The 14603-nt window shown below is 71.3% G+C and carries 15 protein-coding genes; 7 read left to right on the top strand and 8 right to left on the bottom strand.

The features are described 5' to 3' along the window. Positions 1-26: 26 nt before the first annotated feature. The 6 genes from LCH29_RS22935 to LCH29_RS22910 form a co-directional block, all read right to left on the bottom strand. On the bottom strand, positions 27-1811 hold the full coding sequence (locus tag LCH29_RS22935; RefSeq protein WP_446463612.1) for an AMP-dependent synthetase/ligase: 1785 nt from the start codon (positions 1809-1811) through the stop codon (positions 27-29). A 69-nt stretch (positions 1812-1880) separates the two neighbouring features. Continuing rightward, complete coding sequence (locus LCH29_RS22930) at positions 1881-2822, bottom strand: LysR substrate-binding domain-containing protein (protein WP_446463611.1); 942 nt, start codon at positions 2820-2822, stop codon at positions 1881-1883. Next, on the bottom strand, positions 2782-3576 hold the full coding sequence (locus LCH29_RS22925; RefSeq protein ID WP_446463610.1) for an HAD family hydrolase: 795 nt from the start codon (positions 3574-3576) through the stop codon (positions 2782-2784). Before LCH29_RS22925 ends, LCH29_RS22930 begins: the two co-directional genes overlap by 41 nt. Continuing rightward, positions 3576-4043, bottom strand: a complete 468-nt coding sequence (locus LCH29_RS22920) for a PaaI family thioesterase (RefSeq protein ID WP_446463609.1) — start codon at positions 4041-4043, stop codon at positions 3576-3578. Before LCH29_RS22920 ends, LCH29_RS22925 begins: the two co-directional genes overlap by 1 nt. A 26-nt stretch (positions 4044-4069) precedes the next feature. After that, positions 4070-5305, bottom strand: a complete 1236-nt coding sequence (locus tag LCH29_RS22915) for a cytochrome P450 (RefSeq protein WP_446463608.1) — start codon at positions 5303-5305, stop codon at positions 4070-4072. Continuing rightward, complete coding sequence (locus LCH29_RS22910; RefSeq protein WP_446463607.1) at positions 5302-6573, bottom strand: cytochrome P450; 1272 nt, start codon at positions 6571-6573, stop codon at positions 5302-5304. The genes LCH29_RS22915 and LCH29_RS22910 overlap by 4 nt, the downstream gene beginning before the upstream one ends. Positions 6574-6833: 260 nt before the next feature. On the opposite strand from LCH29_RS22910, the gene LCH29_RS22905 reads away from it, so the two are divergent. The 7 genes from LCH29_RS22905 to LCH29_RS22875 are packed head-to-tail and all read left to right on the top strand — an operon-like array spanning position 6834 to position 13217. Next, on the top strand, positions 6834-8252 hold the full coding sequence (locus LCH29_RS22905) for an FAD-dependent oxidoreductase (protein ID WP_446463606.1): 1419 nt from the start codon (positions 6834-6836) through the stop codon (positions 8250-8252). Continuing rightward, entirely contained in the window at positions 8242-9900 is a 1659-nt protein-coding gene (locus tag LCH29_RS22900; RefSeq protein WP_446463605.1) for an AMP-binding protein, read from the top strand. Before LCH29_RS22905 ends, LCH29_RS22900 begins: the two co-directional genes overlap by 11 nt. Continuing rightward, complete coding sequence (locus LCH29_RS22895; protein WP_446463604.1) at positions 9897-10715, top strand: ferritin-like domain-containing protein; 819 nt, start codon at positions 9897-9899, stop codon at positions 10713-10715. The genes LCH29_RS22900 and LCH29_RS22895 overlap by 4 nt, the downstream gene beginning before the upstream one ends. Before the next feature lie 31 nt (positions 10716-10746). After that, positions 10747-11205 (top strand): PaaI family thioesterase, encoded by a 459-nt coding sequence (locus tag LCH29_RS22890; RefSeq protein ID WP_446463603.1) that lies wholly within the window; start codon positions 10747-10749, stop codon positions 11203-11205. A gap of 1 nt (position 11206) precedes the next feature. Then, positions 11207-11482, top strand: a complete 276-nt coding sequence (locus tag LCH29_RS22885) for an acyl carrier protein (protein ID WP_446463602.1) — start codon at positions 11207-11209, stop codon at positions 11480-11482. Beyond that, positions 11479-12309, top strand: a complete 831-nt coding sequence (locus LCH29_RS22880; RefSeq protein WP_446463601.1) for an SAM-dependent methyltransferase — start codon at positions 11479-11481, stop codon at positions 12307-12309. The genes LCH29_RS22885 and LCH29_RS22880 overlap by 4 nt, the downstream gene beginning before the upstream one ends. 26 nt (positions 12310-12335) lie before the next feature. Then, positions 12336-13217 carry an acyl-ACP desaturase gene (locus LCH29_RS22875; RefSeq protein WP_446463600.1) on the top strand — a complete coding sequence of 294 codons (882 nt, stop codon included), beginning with the start codon at positions 12336-12338 and terminating at the stop codon, positions 13215-13217. Positions 13218-13239: 22 nt separating this feature from the next. Here LCH29_RS22875 and LCH29_RS22870 read toward each other — a convergent pair whose 3' ends face one another. Beyond that, positions 13240-13434 carry a hypothetical protein gene (locus LCH29_RS22870; protein WP_446463726.1) on the bottom strand — a complete coding sequence of 65 codons (195 nt, stop codon included), beginning with the start codon at positions 13432-13434 and terminating at the stop codon, positions 13240-13242. 120 nt (positions 13435-13554) lie between these two features. Beyond that, positions 13555-14568: an MsnO8 family LLM class oxidoreductase gene (locus LCH29_RS22865; RefSeq protein ID WP_446463599.1), complete on the bottom strand. Its 1014-nt coding sequence runs from the start codon at positions 14566-14568 to the stop codon at positions 13555-13557. Positions 14569-14603: the final 35 nt, after the last annotated feature.

Here is a 14603-nt window from a genome sequence, read left to right as displayed (position 1 = left end):
GCGGCGCGGTTCACCCGGCGGTCGGTTCAGCTCTGGTGCAGCGCTCGGTAGAGCGCGTCGACATCGTCGGCGAAGGCTTTCTCGATCGCCGCCCGGCGCAGTTTCATCGACGGCGTCAGCAGTCCCGCCTCCACGGTGAAGTCGCCCTCGACCACCCGGAAGCGCCGGATCGACTCGGCCCGGGACACCAGGGAGTTGGCGTCGGCCACGGCGGTCTCGATCTCGGCGAGCAGCGCGGGGTGCTCGGTCCACCCGGCGCCGTCGGGCGCGGGCTCCCGGTCGGCGGTCCACTTCGCCAGCGCCGCCCCGTCCACGGTGACCAGCGCGGTGACGTAACTGCGGCCCTCGCCGATGACCATGCAGTTGCTCACCAGCGGGTGCAGCCGCACGCGGTCCTCCAGCGGGGTGGGGGAGACGTTCTTGCCGCCGCTGGTCACCAGGATCTCCTTGGCCCGCCCGGTGATGATCAGGTGGCCGTCGTCGTCCAGCCGCCCGAGGTCGCCGGTGCGCAGCCACGGCCGCTCGCCGCGGGCGGCCGGGGCGCCCGTCCGCCTCCGGCCCTTCGGCCAGTAGCCGGGCGACACGTTGGCGCCGCGCACCAGCACCTCACCGTCCTCGGCGATGCCCACGGTGGTGCCCGGGATCGGCCGCCCGACCGTGCCCATCCGGTTGGTGTCCGGCGCGTTGACGGTGACCGCGGTCGCCGCCTCGGTGAGCCCGTAGCAGTTGAGAATGGTGACGCCGACCCCGGCGTAGAAGGCCGCGGTGGTCTCGTCCAACGACGCCCCGCCCGCGATCACATACCGGAAGCGGCCACCGAAGCTCTCCCGCAGCCGCTCGTACACGTCCTGGTCCAGGGCCTGGTACGTCATGGCCAGCGCGGGGTCGACGGCCTCCCCGCGGGCCTCCGCCAGGCCCATCGCAATGGCGGTCTCCTCCGCCACGGGGTCGACCAGGGCGCGGCTGCGCTTGCGGATCTTCTCCAGCGCGTACGGCACCAGGGCGAGGAACGTCGGCCGGAGCACCGGAAGTTCGGCCAGCAGCTCCGGGACGCCGGGCACCAGCGCGGTCCGGGTGCCGCCGCACAGACACGACAGCATCAGGGTCCGGCCGAACACATGGGACAGCGGCAGCGCGAGCAGCGTGGTCGCCTGCCCGGCCGACGGGTCCTCGTCCGCGCGCCGGAACAGCCAGCCGGTCTGCTCCACGGTGTTGGCCGAGGAGGCGTACATGTTGCGGTGGGTGAGCATGCAGCCCTTGGGCAGGCCGGTGGTGCCGCTGGTGTAGACGATCGTCGCCAGGTCGTCTGCGGTGACCTGGCGACGGCGCTCCCGCAGCTCCTCCTCGCGGCCGGTGACCTTCCACCGGTCCACCTCGGCCAGCAGCCACACCCCCTCGGCCCCGGCCGCCTCCAGCCGCTCCCGGTCCTCCGGGGTCTCGGCGAAGGCCCAGGCCGCGCCCGAGTCGGTGAGGACGTGGCGGATCTGGTGGCCGGAGGCGGTGGGGTAGACCGGGACGGTGACCGCGCCGATGCTGAGGATGGCGTAGTCGGCCAGCACCCATTCGTAAGCGTTGCGGCCGAGTATCGCGACGCGGTCACCGAAACGCACGCCTTGCGCGAGCAGGGCCCGGGCCGCGGAATTCACCTGTTCGGTGAATTCCAGGAGACTGATGTCCTGCCATTCGGTTTCGGTTTTGCGGACCAGTGCGATACGGTCCGGGTCGGTGGCGGCGGCGCCGTCCAGAACGTGGAACAGGCCGTGTGTGTCGGGGAGGTCGAGACCATTCCTGGAATGCGAAATTGTCGTCACATGAAAAAATTCTCGATGACCCGCCGGGGGTCGGCAACGCGTATTTTCTGAACGGGCAGTTGAGGTTTCCTATCGCAGCAGCTTGGACTCCCCGCGGACCAGGCCCGGGGCGTCGAAAGGACGGACCGCCTCGACGCAGTCCAGGAACCCCTCGACCAACGGGTTGTCGTCCGAGGCGCGCCACACCGCGCACAGGTCGATCATCGGCACCGGGTCGTACAGCTGGACCACCGCCGGACGGATGCCGCCGGTGCCCGAACCGACCGACAGCCCGCGCGACATCGACGCGAACCCCACCAGCGGTTTGATGGACACCACGATGGCCGTCGCCCCCGGGTCGTTCAGGGTGTGCGCGACATTGAGGGTGATCCCGCAGCGCTGGGCCGCCGCCAGGATCGCGTCGTACATGGCCGGACACTGGTCGCGGGCGAAGAGGATGCACGCGTGGTGCGCCACTTCGGCGAACGGCACTCCCGGCCGCCCGGCCCACCGGTGCCCCTGGCCGACCACCGCGACCAGCGGCACCTGGAGCAGCCGCCGGTAGCGGAACTCGGAGGTGACGGGGTGTCCGTACACCAGCGCCACATCCAGATCGCCCGCGGCCAGGGCGCGGAGCTGCGGCCCGGTCCGCTTCTCGCACAGCCCGACGGTGACATCGGGGAACTCGATGCTCATCTTGGCCAGGGTCGAGGGCAGGACATGCTGCCCGGCCGGGAAGTTGTAGCCGATGTTGATCGAGCCGGTCCGACCGGCCGCCGCCTCCCGGGCGGTGTGGGTCGCCTTGTCGACCTGGGCGACGATCGTCCGGGCCTGCACCTCGAACGCCCGCCCGGCCTCGGTGAGTCGCACCTCGTGCGACGTCCGGGCGACCAGTTCGACGCCCAGGGACTTCTCCAGTCGCTGTAGTTGCTGGCTGAGCGAGGGTTGGGTGAGGTGCAGCTTCGCTGCCGCACGCCCGAAATGCAGCTCCTCAGTAATCGCCAGGAAGGACACCAGGTGTCTGAATTCCATCGCGGCCTCCGCACGCAAGGTATGGCCGACATGCTGATGGTCCTGGACGAACCTGCGGTGAATCGTACTTGGCAGTATCCGGGCGACATGGTACGAGCTTGACCGCCTCACCCCCGAGCAGCGCGCCCAGCTCCGCCAGTGTGCTCCCGTTGTCCCGGTGCCGGACGGCCCGCCAGCCGCGCGCCTCGGCGGCAGAGCAGTTGGCCTCCGTGTCGTCGATCAGCAGACACTCCGGCGGGGCGGCGCCGAACGCCTCCTCGGCGAGCCGGTAGATCTCCGGATCCGGCTTGCGCTGCCCCGTCTCATGGGATTTGATCACCCGCTCGAACACGGTCTGATCAGGAAGCATCGCGGCGCGATGGACCTCCCACTCGCGCACGCTGTTGGTCAGCATGCCCAGCCGGAACCCCCGTCCGCGCAACGCCACCAGCGCGTCGTGGAGGTCCCGGTTGAGCGGTCGGCCCGCGTACCAGTAGTCGCCGAAATCGCCCAGATCGACGCGTGGTACATACGCCGGGGCCAGCTCGGCGGTGAGTCGGCGGCCCCACTCCCGCTGCGAGATCAGCCCGCGCTCCAGCGGCTCCAGCAGGTCCGTACCGTCCCGGGCGGCCAACCGTCGTATTCCGGCCAGCAGCTCGGTCACCGGGATCCCGGCCGCGTCGGCCACCTGCCGCAGCGCGTCGCCGACCGGCGGGGTCAGCACCCCGCCGAAGTCGGCCCACACCACCGTCACCCCTGGCCTCGCCCCGCGCATCAGCCGAAGGACTGCACCAGACAGGTGCAGTTGCCGTGTGCGACCAGCTTGTCGTCCGCGTTGTACACCCGCGCCTCGGCGGTGGCGATACGCCGCCCCACGTGCACCGTCCGCGCCTCGCAGCGCAGCTCGCCGTCGTCCAGTGCGACCGGGCGGACGAAGTTCACCTTGAGTTCAAGGGTGGTGTAGAGCGTGGCGTCCGGCAGCCGGGTGAACACCGAACTGCCCATCGCGGTGTCCATCAGGGTCGACAGCACCCCGCCGTGCACGGTCAGCATGGCGTTCGCCTGCGCGGGGCCCGGCTCGAGCGTGTACACCGCCCGTCCCTCGCCCAGCTCGGCGCACATCACACCGAGCGAGTCACCGACCCCGATGCCCTGGGCCATTCCCTTCTCCAGCAGCGTGGTCAGCTCACTGATACGGCGCTCCACCGAGGTGGCGGCGGGCTCCTGCGTCGCGGATGTCACTGCGTACCTCCTGAAAGATCCTTCGGTCACGTGGCCAGCCGGACCGGCAGCCGGGCCGGTCCCCGCATCGAGACGCCGGGCCGGTAGTCGGGCTCCTCGACCAGTACGGCGAACTCCGGGGCGCGTTCGCACAGCCGCCGCAGGGTGATCTCGCTCTCCAGCCGGGCCATCGGGGCGCCCAGACAGAAGTGCGGCCCATGGCTGAACGCGAGCTGCCGCCGCTGAGCACCGCCCTCGGCGAACCGGCGCACCTCCAGGGCGTCCGGGGCGGCGAACACCTCCGGGGCGCGGTTGGCCGACCCCAGCAGCAGCACCACCCCGGTCCCGCACGGCATCTCCCGCCCCGCCAGCGTGGTGTCGCGCAGGGCCACCCGGGTCGGGAACGGCACCGGGGTGTCGTAGCGCAGGAACTCCTCGACCGCGTCCGCCACCCGCCCCGGGTCCCCGCACAACAGCGCGCGCTGCGCCGGGTTGCGGTGCAGGGACAGGGCCGCGCTCGCGATCAGGTTCATCGTCGTCTCGTGTCCGGCGATCAGCAGCAGGACGCCGATGTCCGCGATCTCCTTCGCGGTCAGCCGGTTGCCGCTCTCCTCGACGGCCACCAGCTCGCTCAGCAGATCGTCGCCCGGCGCGGTGCGCCGCGCCTCGATGAGGTCGTGGAAGTAGTCGTCGAACGCGCGCACCGCCACCTGCCGCGCCGCCTTCTCCTCCGCGCTGAGCACCGCGTCCGGGTCGAGCCCCCGGCTGATGTCGCCGGTCCACGCGCCGAACAGGTCCCGGTCGGCGGCGGGCACGCCCAGCAGCTCACAGATCGTGATCAGCGGAACGGGATACGCCAGCGCCTGCACCAGGTCGACCTCACCGGCCTCCAGCGCCGCGTCCAGCAGCTCGTCCACGGTGCGGGTGATGCGCGGGCGCAGCCCCGCCACCGCACGGCTGGTGAACGCCTTGGCCACCAGCGAGCGCAACCGGCCGTGCTCCGGTGGGTCGAGCAGCAGAAACGAACCGGGCAGCTGGGAGACGTCCACACCGGGCCGGAACGGATTGATGCCCGCGGTGTAGCCGTGCCCCCAGTCCGGGTCCGCCAGCACGGCCGAACAGTCCTCGTAGCGCGGCACCAGATGGATGCCGAAGCCGGTGTCGTGCACCCGCCCCGTCTCCCGCAGCCGCCGGTACGCGTCGAAGGGGTTCGCGCGCAGCTCCGGCCGGAACACGTCCAGCCCGGCGGGGAGCGCCCCGGTGGCCTCCGTGGTCCCGGTCACGACGACGCCCCGAACCGGACCGGCAGCGCCGAGAGTCCCCGTACGACCAGGTTCGGCTTGTACGGCGGCTCGTCCGTCAACGGCTCCATGGTGACGGCCCGGCGGATCAGCTCGTGCAACAGGATCTCCATCTCCAGCATCGCCAGCGGTGCGCCCAGGCAGTAGTGGATGCCGAGGCTGAAGCCGAGGTGGCGGGGCGGCGGCGCGGTGCGGTCGTGGAAGCGGGCCACGTCCAGCCGGTCCGGGTCGCGGTACGCCTCCGGGTCGCGGTTGGCCGCGGCGATGTGCACGACGACGCCCTCGCCCTCCTCGATCCGCTGCCCGCCCAGCGTCATCGGGCGCTTGGCGGACCGGGTGGTCAGCTGCACCGGAGGCTCGTACCGCAGCAGTTCGTCCACCGCGCTCGGCACGTACTCCGGGTGCTCGCGCAGCCGCGCCATCTGGTCCGGGTTGCGCATCAGGGCCAGCAGCCCGCTGCCGACCAGGTTGACGGTCGTCTCATGACCGGCCACCAGCGTGGTGACACACGTGGTGAGCAGCTCCGTCCCGGTCAGCACATCGCCACGGTCCTCCACCGCGGCCAGCGCGCTGAGCAGGTCGTCGGCGGGCTCGGCCCGGCGCCGGTCGATCAGCTCCCGGAAGTAGCGCATGAATTCACGCGACGCGGTGCTCCGCGCGGCGTGCGCCTCCGGCGTCATCAGCACGTCCGGGTCGAAGCCGCGCGCCAGGTCCTGTGACCACAGCTGCGCCGCCTTGTGGTCCGCCGCCGGTACGCCGACCAGCTCGCACACCACGGTGAGCGGCAGCGGATACGCGATCAGGTCGATCAGGTCGAACTCCCCGGCCTCCAGCGCCGCGTCCACCAGCTCGGCGGCCAGCTGCTCGATCCGCGGGCGCAGCGCCGCCACGGTACGCGGCGTGAACGCCTTGGACACCAGGGTGCGCAGCCGGGTGTGGTCCGGCGGGTCCATCCACAGGAACGAGGTCGGCAGCTCCTCCGCCGCCTCCTCGGCCGACACGCTCGGATGCAGCTGGCCCGCCTCGTCGGCGTGGCTCCAGTCGTTGCTCTGGAGCACCGAGGCGCACTCCGCGTAGCGCGTCAGCAGATGCAGACCCAGCGGAGTGCGGTGCACCGGACCGGCTTCCCGCAGTTTCCGGGCCGGGGTATAGGGGTCGGCGCGATGGGTGGGCAGAAAGAGATCGGCCATCGCGACATCGGTCGCGGACGGCTCGGCCGGTGTCTCGCCGCTGTCGGTCGCAGTGTCCACTGAGGAGTCATCTCCCGCCGGTTGCCGCAAAAGCCCGGCCGGTTCCGCGGAACGTATCCCTGGAACGGCGGGCCGATCGATGCGCGACACACTCGTGGCGCCAGGTGAATTCGCCCTGAATCCACGCCGACAAATGAACTTTGCGGGCACCTGCCAATGACGCGATAGGCACATACCCGAGTGCATTGCTTCTCCGCCGCGTATCCGGCGAGATTTGTTTCGCCCCCACCGGAGAACTGAGGACGAGAAAGGGGCGGAGCATGTCGGAACGCCGTGCGGTGGTGATCGGCGCGAGCGTCGCCGGGCTGCTGGCCGCCCGGGTGCTCGCGGACTCCTTCGACCGCGTCGTGCTCGTCGAGCGCGACGACAGCCCCGGCACCGGCTGGCGCAGGGGCGCCCCGCAGAGCAGGCATCTGCACGGGCTGATGGAGCGCGGCCGCCAGATCATGGAGGAGCTGTACCCGGGCCTGACCGGGCAGCTCGCGGCGGCGGGCGCGCCCACCACCGAGGTGCTGCGCGAGTCGCGCTGGTACCTCTCCGGGCTGCGGGTGCACCCGGCCTCCACCGGGCTGACCACGCTGCTCGCCAGCAGGCCCATGCTGGAGGGCGCCATCCGGGAGCGGACGGTGCGGCTGCCTGGCGTCCACCTGCTGACCGGCCGCACCGCGACCGGCCTGGTGACGGCGGAGCATGAGGCTCCGGCGGGAGCGGCCGGAGGAGGGCGGCCCGGCCGGATCACCGGCGTCCGCCTCGCGCTGCCCACGGCGGGCCAGGGCCGCACCGGACCGGTGGACCCCGATTCCGGCGGGGAGGATGTCCTCCGCGCCGACCTGGTCGTGGACGCCACCGGACGCGCCTCCCGGGCCCCCGACTGGCTCGTCGCGCTCGGCCATGAACGCCCCGCCGAGGAGCGCGTCGACGTCGACCTCGGCTACGCCTCCCGGACGTACCGGCGCCGCCCCGGCCATCTCGACGGTGACCTCGCCGTCGTCGTCTCCACCATGCCCGGGTGGCGCGGCGGCGGCGCCATCACCCTGGAGGGCGACCGCTGGCACGTCACCCTCGCCGGCATGCTCGGCGACCATCCGCCCACCGACCACGCCGGGTTCGAGGCGTTCGCCGCCACCCTCCCGGTCAGCGACGTCCATGACATCGTCCGGGACGCGGAGCCGCTGGACGACCCGGTGCCGCACCGCTTCCGCGGCTCGCTGCGCCGCCGATACGACCGTATCGCCGCGCCGCCCGCCGGATTCGCCGTCCTCGGCGACGCCGTCAGCAGCTTCAACCCGCTCTACGCACAGGGCATGACCGTCGCCGCGCAGCAGGCCCTCGTCCTCCGTGACCGGCTGCGCGCCGACGGCGCCGACGGGCTCGACCCGGCCCGCTTCCACCGCGAGGTCGCCGCCGTGGTCGACGTCGCCTGGCAGATGTCCACCGGCTCCGATCTGCGCTACCCCGGCGTCGTCGGGCCGCGCACCCCGCGCTCCCGCCTCGTCAGCGCCTACGCCGCCCGCGCCCAGGTGGCCGCGCACCGGGACCCGGCGGTCGCCCGCACCTTCATGCGCGTCGCCAACCTCACCCTCCCCCCGACCGCGCTGCTCGCCCCGCCCACCCTGCTGCGGGTGCTGCGGTCGGGGGCGCACCCCGCCCCGACACGAGGTGATCGCAGTGACGTTTGACGGGTTTCCCGGCCTGACCGCGGCGTTCGACGAGGCCGCCGCCCGCAACCCCGGCCAGACCCTCTCCTTCCCCAGCGAGAACGAACGCCTCACCTACGCCGAACTGGCCGACTCCTCCCGGCGGATGGCCGCCGCGCTGCTCGCCGACGGTGCCACCGAGGGCGACACCATCGGCATCCTCTGCCCGAACGGGGCCGCGTTCCTCCAGGGCGTGCTCGCCTCGGCACGGATCGGCGCCGCGGCCTGCCCGCTCCCGCTGCCGATCGTCCTGCGCGACATCGAGGGCTATCTGCGGCGCACCCAGCGGATCGTCGACACCGCCGGGCTGAGCCATGTGGTGACGGTCCCGGCGATGCGTGCCGTCACCGACCACCTCACCGGCCCCCGCATCCATGACGCCGCCGGGCTCATCGCCGCGGGCGGCCCCGGCCCGCTGCCCCGGCCGGGCACCGGACACCCGGCCGTCATCCAGTTCACCTCGGGCAGCACCTTCGCCCCCAAGGGCGTCGTCCTCAGCCATGCCAACGTGCTCTCCTGCGCCGACTCGATCACCTCGGCGATCGCCATCGGGCACGGCGACGGCTGGGGCAGCTGGCTGCCGCTCTTCCACGACATGGGCCTGTTCGGCACGCTCACCGGCCTGTTCCACGGACTGCCGGTCACGGTCTGGTCCCCGACGGCCTTCGTCCGCAGCCCCCGGCGCTGGCTGAAGGAGTTCCTCCGTACGCCCTCCACGATCAACGCCATGCCGAACTTCGGCTTCGACCACCTCGTGGAGGCGATCCCCGCCGAGGAGGTGCCGTCCCTGGACATGTCGCGCTGGCGCGTGGCGTTCAACGGCGCCGAGTGCATCTCCGTCGCGTCCGTACGGGACTTCCTCGGCCACTTCGCCCCGGCCGGGTTCCGCCCCGCCGCGATGACCCCGGCCTACGGGATGGCCGAGGCCACCCTGCTGGTCACCCTTCCGCCCCTGGAGCGGGAGCCGTTGGCCGAGTGGGTCGACCGCGCCGCCCTCGCCGACGACCGGACGGCGGTGCCGGTGTCCGAGGGCGACCCCGGCGCACGCGGGATCGTCGCGCTCGGCCGGGCCGCGCCCGGGATGAGCTTCCGCGTGGTCGCGCAGGACGCCCAGGATGACGGCGGGCGGGTGCTGCCCGACGGCATGGTCGGCGAGATCCAGGTCCGCGGCCCCTCCGTGACCAGTGGATATCTCGGCGGCCTGGACGACCCGTTCACCGCCGACGGCTGGCTGCGCACTGGAGACCTCGGCTACCGGCGCGACGGCGAGCTGTATTTCACCGGCCGCACAAAGGAGATGATCACCGTTCGCGGGGCCAACATCTATCCGCTCGACATCGAATCCGTCGCCCGCACGGTACCCGGCCTCTACAAGGGGCGCTGTGTCGCGTTCGCGCTCACCGAGGACAGCGAACACGAACAGATCGTGCTGTGCGCAGAAACCCGGCTGACCGACCTCGCGGAAAGGGACCGGCTCTCCGGGGAAATCCTCGCCCGCTGCACCTCGGTACTCGGTCTGCCCCAGCTGAATGTCCACCTCGTCGCCGCACGGTCGATTCCCCGCACCACCAGCGGAAAGCTCCAACGGCTCGGCATGCGGGACCAGATCATCGCGAAGGCGAATTCATGACCATTCACGCGCCGGACATGGACCGGATGCACAGCCTCGGAGTCTTCCGGCACTACGACAAAAGCCATTGGCGGCTGGCGGAACTTCCGCTAGGCGATGTGGACCGCTCCCTGGCCAAGCCGGAGTACATCACCCTGGTGAAGAGCGCCGTGATGGGTGAGTCCAATGTCATCGCCGCGGTGCACGGCTTCCTCAACGAGTTCGCCGACGACTACGACTTCTCGGCGTTCGCCGTGATCTGGGGCTATCAGGAGGTCCAGCACCACTTCGCGTTCACCTCCTGGCTCCAGGCCGTCGGCGAACACGTCGACAACCGGGCGGTGGCCGCGATGCGGGCGCCCTACGACCCCGGCTCGACCCCGTCCGCGACGCTCGCCACCAACATCATCTCCGAGCTGACCGTCAACCACGTCTACCGGGCCGTCTCCGCGTGGGTCGAAGAGCCCGCGCTGAAGGACCTGCTGCTGCGCGCCAGCCGCGACGAGGCCGGACACGCCAAGGAGTTCCGCCACTTCGCGGCCAAGCGCCTCGAACAGCACCCGCAGGAGACCGCCTCCGTCCTGGAGACGCTGTATTTCTACACCGCCGACGACCGCATCAAGCACCCGGTCGGGGTGTTCAAGTCCGGACTCGCCGAACTCGGCGACACCGAAACCATCGACACCGGCTTCGAGCTCTTCCTCGACACGGTCGCCGACCAGGGCGAACTGGACGCGCTCCAGGGGAAGATCCGCCGTACGTTCTCCTCCCTGACCGGCTACGACCTCTCCTCCAACCGCGCCGTTCGGCGCGCCATCGCGACGGCCCTGGGATGAGCGGACCGCCCTGGGACGAGCGGACGAGCGGATGAGCGCGCCCGCGCGGGACACCGACGCTGTACCGCTGCCGTGGACCGGCCGCGCCGACCACCACTGCTTCGGTTGCGCACCGGCCGACGCCAACCCCCGCGGCCTGTCCCTCACCTTCGAGCGGACCGGCGACCGGCTCGGCACCGCGTTCGTGCTGGACCACCACTACGAGTCCTACCCCGGCGTCGTCCACGGCGGGATCCTCGGCCTCATCTGCGACGAGACGATGGGCAACCTCGTCGTCCTGCGGCTGGGCGTCCCGGCCCTGACCACCTCGATGCGGATGCGCTACCTCGGCGTCGTCTCCGTCGGCCACCGCTACCGGTGCACCGCCGAGGCCACCGAGGGCGCGGGCGGACTTCTCACCGCCCGCGCCGAGGTGCTCGACCAGCACGGCACCCCGGTGGCCACCGCCACCGCGCACTACCAACCACACCAGCACGCCGTGGAGGCATGACATGACCAGCAGCACCAGCACCGCCACCGTCGCCGACATCACCCGTACGGTCACCGAGGTCGTCGCCGAGATCCTCGACCGCCCCGTGGGCGCGCTGAGCCCCGACGCCGATCTGCGCGGCGTCGAGGGCGCTGATTCCATCAAGGTCGTGCGCATCATCGCCAAGATCGAGCAGACCTTCGACATCGAGCTGGAGGACGACGAGATCTTCGGCATCAACACCATCGGCGAGGTCGTGGCGCTGGTCGAGAGGGCGACCGCGCGGGAGCGGTCATGACCGTCGCCGCCACCAACCAGCACTACGACCTCGACCCCGAGATCTTCGCGCGGTTCCTCGACCCGCTGCGCAAGTACTCCTCCGCGCTGTTCGCCTCCGACGACGACACCCTGGAGCGGGCCCAGCGGCGCAAGCTGGCGTGGGTCGCCGAACAGCTCGGGCTGACCGGGGGCGAGCGGATCCTGGACGCGGGCTGCGGCTGGGGCGCCCTGCCGCTGTTCATGGCGGAGGAGTACGGCTGCCGGACGGTGGGCCTCAGCCCGGCGCCCCGCCAGCACGCCTACATCCGCGAGTGCGTCGCGGCACGCGGCCTCGGCGCCCTGGTGCACACCGAAACCACGTCCTTCGAGGGGTACGAGCCCGAGCCCGGCGCGTTCGATGCCGTCACCCTGCTCGGGTCCGTCGTGCACATGGACGGCCTGGACGAGGTGTTCGCCACCATCCGCCGCGCGCTGCGGCGCGGCGGCACGCTGTACTTGTCCGAGAGCTGCTTCCGCAGCGAGGCCATCCGCCGGGCGTTCGACGAACGCCCCGGCACCGACTTCATCCGCCACGGCATCTTCGGCTCCGGCGATCTGCGCCCGCTGTCCGAACTCGTCGCCGCCGCCGAGGGAGCGGGCCTGTCGATCCGCGCGGTGCACGACCTCACCGCCGACTACCACCGCACCATCGAGTGCTGGATGGCGAACGTACGGGCCGCTTCCCCGGCCCTGGAAGAGCACGGCGCGGGCCTGACCGACCAGCTGCTGCGGTACCTGGAGACCGCCAACTCCGGCTGGGGATACACCACCAAGCACTACGCCCTGGTATGCCGCAAGTCGCGCTGACCGCTCCCTGCGCGAGGAGGGACGACATGACCGCCACCCCCACCGGCACCGCCTGCGCCGAAGCGGGCGTACTGCCCGCCGAGGACATCGCCCGCGCCGTCGGCCACTACTTCACCGGCGCCGCCCAGGCCCGCCCGTGGAGCGTCGAGACCGGCCTGGACTGGGACCTCGCCGACGCGAACCGGCTCTCCGCGGGCCAGCGCTCCGCGGTCGAGTTCATCACCCTCATCGAGGACCACCTCCCGGGCTACTTCTCGCTCTACACCGAGCACTTCCCCGTCGACGGCTCGGTGCCTCCGGAGGTCTACGCCCACAACCGCGAGCTGTACCACTTCACCATCCGCTGGGCCTCCGAGGAGGACACCCACGCCCGCGCCCTCACCCGCTACCAGGAAGCCTCCGGCATGGGCGACGCCGCGTCGGTGCGCGAACAGCTCATCGTCCCCGGCCAGGCCCGCTTCGAGCTGCCCTACACCCACCCCGTGCAGTTCTTCGCGTACGCCCTCGTCCAGGAGAAGGCCACCCAGATCTACTACCAGCAGCTGCGCGCGGTGGTGGACGACCCGGTGCTCGCCCAGGTCCTGACCCGTCTCAGCCGCGACGAGGCCCGCCACTTCACCTTCATGGCCGACGTCGTCACGTCCTACCTGCGCGCCTACGGCGACGCCGTGGCCGAGCCGATCAGAGAGGTCGTCGCGGGCTTCCGCATGCCCCTCTCCGACACCATCCGCGGCTACTGGCGCTGGGCCCTGAAGATCGCCGACACCGCCTCCTACGACCACACGGACGCCTATGAGCACCTGATCAAGGTCATCCACCGAGCCGTCGACACCCCCTTCAGCGAACGCGTCGACCACCTGCTCGACTTCATCGCCTCCTGCCGCACCCTGCGCCCGGCCACCGGCTGACGGTCGGCTCGCCCGGTGTCCGTCAGGGCAAAGGCACGCGGATCACCGGATCGAAGGGGTGCTTTTGGAAACCGGTCCGCAGGTTGCGGCAGCCCGGGGCCGTGCACATGAAGAATTCCTCGACGGCCTTGCGGCCGGTGCGGTTCTTCAGCCAGGCCTTTTCCTCGGCAGTGAGACGCCGGTGCTGTTCGTCGGATTGGCAGGTGTAGCAGTACATCTTCTGCTCTCGCACGACACCTCCGAAAACGGGCAGACAGGCGGAACGTGAGCCTATGAGGCATGCTAGGGCAACGAGTAGTACGTAACAGGACAACTCGCCCCAGACCCGCGAGGACAGCTACTTCGTGGAGGACTTCGAGTCCGGGGCGGAGTAGTCCGAGGCGGTGGCGTGCTGCATGGCGAGTTCGTACGACCGCAGGCGGGCCGCCAGTGCGTAGACGGGCGTGACCAGCATCAGTTCGTCCGCTCCGGTCGCCTCCGCCACCTGCGCCAGACGGCCTACGGCGGTCTCGGGCGTGCCGTGCGCCTGATGGGCCAGGAAGCCCGCCAGCGCCTGGCGCTCCTCCGCCGTGAAGGGGTGGGCGGCCGCCTCGGCGGGTGAGGGGAAGGGGACCTCGCTCCGGCCCTTGAGGAGCCCGGCCTTGACGACGTTCATCGGTCCGGCCAGCCGCTCCACCTCCTCCTGCGTTTCGGCGCAGATCGTTTCCACGCACACCAGCACCCGGGGGTGTTCACACCATGCGGAGGGCGAGAAGCGGGCTCGGTAGTGGTCCAGCGCGGCGAGGGTGTTGTCGGGGCGGATGTGGTGGGCGAAGGCGAGGGGCAGGCCGAGTTCCGCGGCGAGCGCGGCACCGGCGGTGCTGGAGGCCAGCAGCCACGGTTCCGGGAGGGTACCGAGCGCCACTTCGTCCACCAGGAACTGCAGCGTCGCCGCCACATCGTCCCGGTACGCGTCGTCCGTCGTCGGCCCGGCGCCGCGCCGCAGCGCCCGGGCGGTGGACTCGTCGAAGGTGCCGGGACCGCGGCCGATGCCCAGGTCGATCCGGTCGGGGTGCAGCGCGGCGAGGGTGCCGAACTGTTCGGCCAGCATGATGGGGGCGTGGTTGGGGGCGAGCACGCCCCCGGAACCCAGGCGGATGGCCGACGTCGACGCGGCGGCATGGGCGGTCAGGACGACGGGCGGGAAGGCGCCGATGGCGGGGGAGTGGTGGTGTTCGGCGTACCAGAGCCGCCGGTAGCCGAGGGCGTCGAGACGCCGGGCGAAGGCGGTGGTGTCACGTAACGTGTCCACGGCTCGCGTACCGGTCTGGACCATGGCGACTTCCAGTGCGGAGAGCGGCAGGGTGATCATGCGGCCAGCATAGGGAGTTTCCGGCGGTCTCGGAC

The sequence above is a fragment of the Streptomyces sp. BRA346 genome, from assembly GCF_052851135.1.
This window is presented reverse-complemented; position numbering and strand designations above follow the sequence as displayed.

Bases quoted from the DNA above. Each gene is read 5' to 3' on its own strand.
- LCH29_RS22885 (WP_446463602.1), top strand. From the start codon at position 11,207: ATGACCAGCAGCACCAGCACCGCCACCGTCGCCGACATCACCCGTACG.
- LCH29_RS22880 (WP_446463601.1), top strand. From the start codon at position 11,479: ATGACCGTCGCCGCCACCAACCAGCACTACGACCTCGACCCCGAGATC.
- LCH29_RS22925 (WP_446463610.1), bottom strand. From the start codon at position 3,576: ATGCGCGGGGCGAGGCCAGGGGTGACGGTGGTGTGGGCCGACTTCGGC.
- LCH29_RS22865 (WP_446463599.1), bottom strand. From the start codon at position 14,568: ATGATCACCCTGCCGCTCTCCGCACTGGAAGTCGCCATGGTCCAGACC.
- LCH29_RS22875 (WP_446463600.1), top strand. From the start codon at position 12,336: ATGACCGCCACCCCCACCGGCACCGCCTGCGCCGAAGCGGGCGTACTG.
- LCH29_RS22895 (WP_446463604.1), top strand. From the start codon at position 9,897: ATGACCATTCACGCGCCGGACATGGACCGGATGCACAGCCTCGGAGTC.
- LCH29_RS22890 (WP_446463603.1), top strand. From the start codon at position 10,747: ATGAGCGCGCCCGCGCGGGACACCGACGCTGTACCGCTGCCGTGGACC.
- LCH29_RS22870 (WP_446463726.1), bottom strand. From the start codon at position 13,434: ATGTACTGCTACACCTGCCAATCCGACGAACAGCACCGGCGTCTCACT.
- LCH29_RS22905 (WP_446463606.1), top strand. From the start codon at position 6,834: ATGTCGGAACGCCGTGCGGTGGTGATCGGCGCGAGCGTCGCCGGGCTG.
- LCH29_RS22930 (WP_446463611.1), bottom strand. From the start codon at position 2,822: ATGGAATTCAGACACCTGGTGTCCTTCCTGGCGATTACTGAGGAGCTG.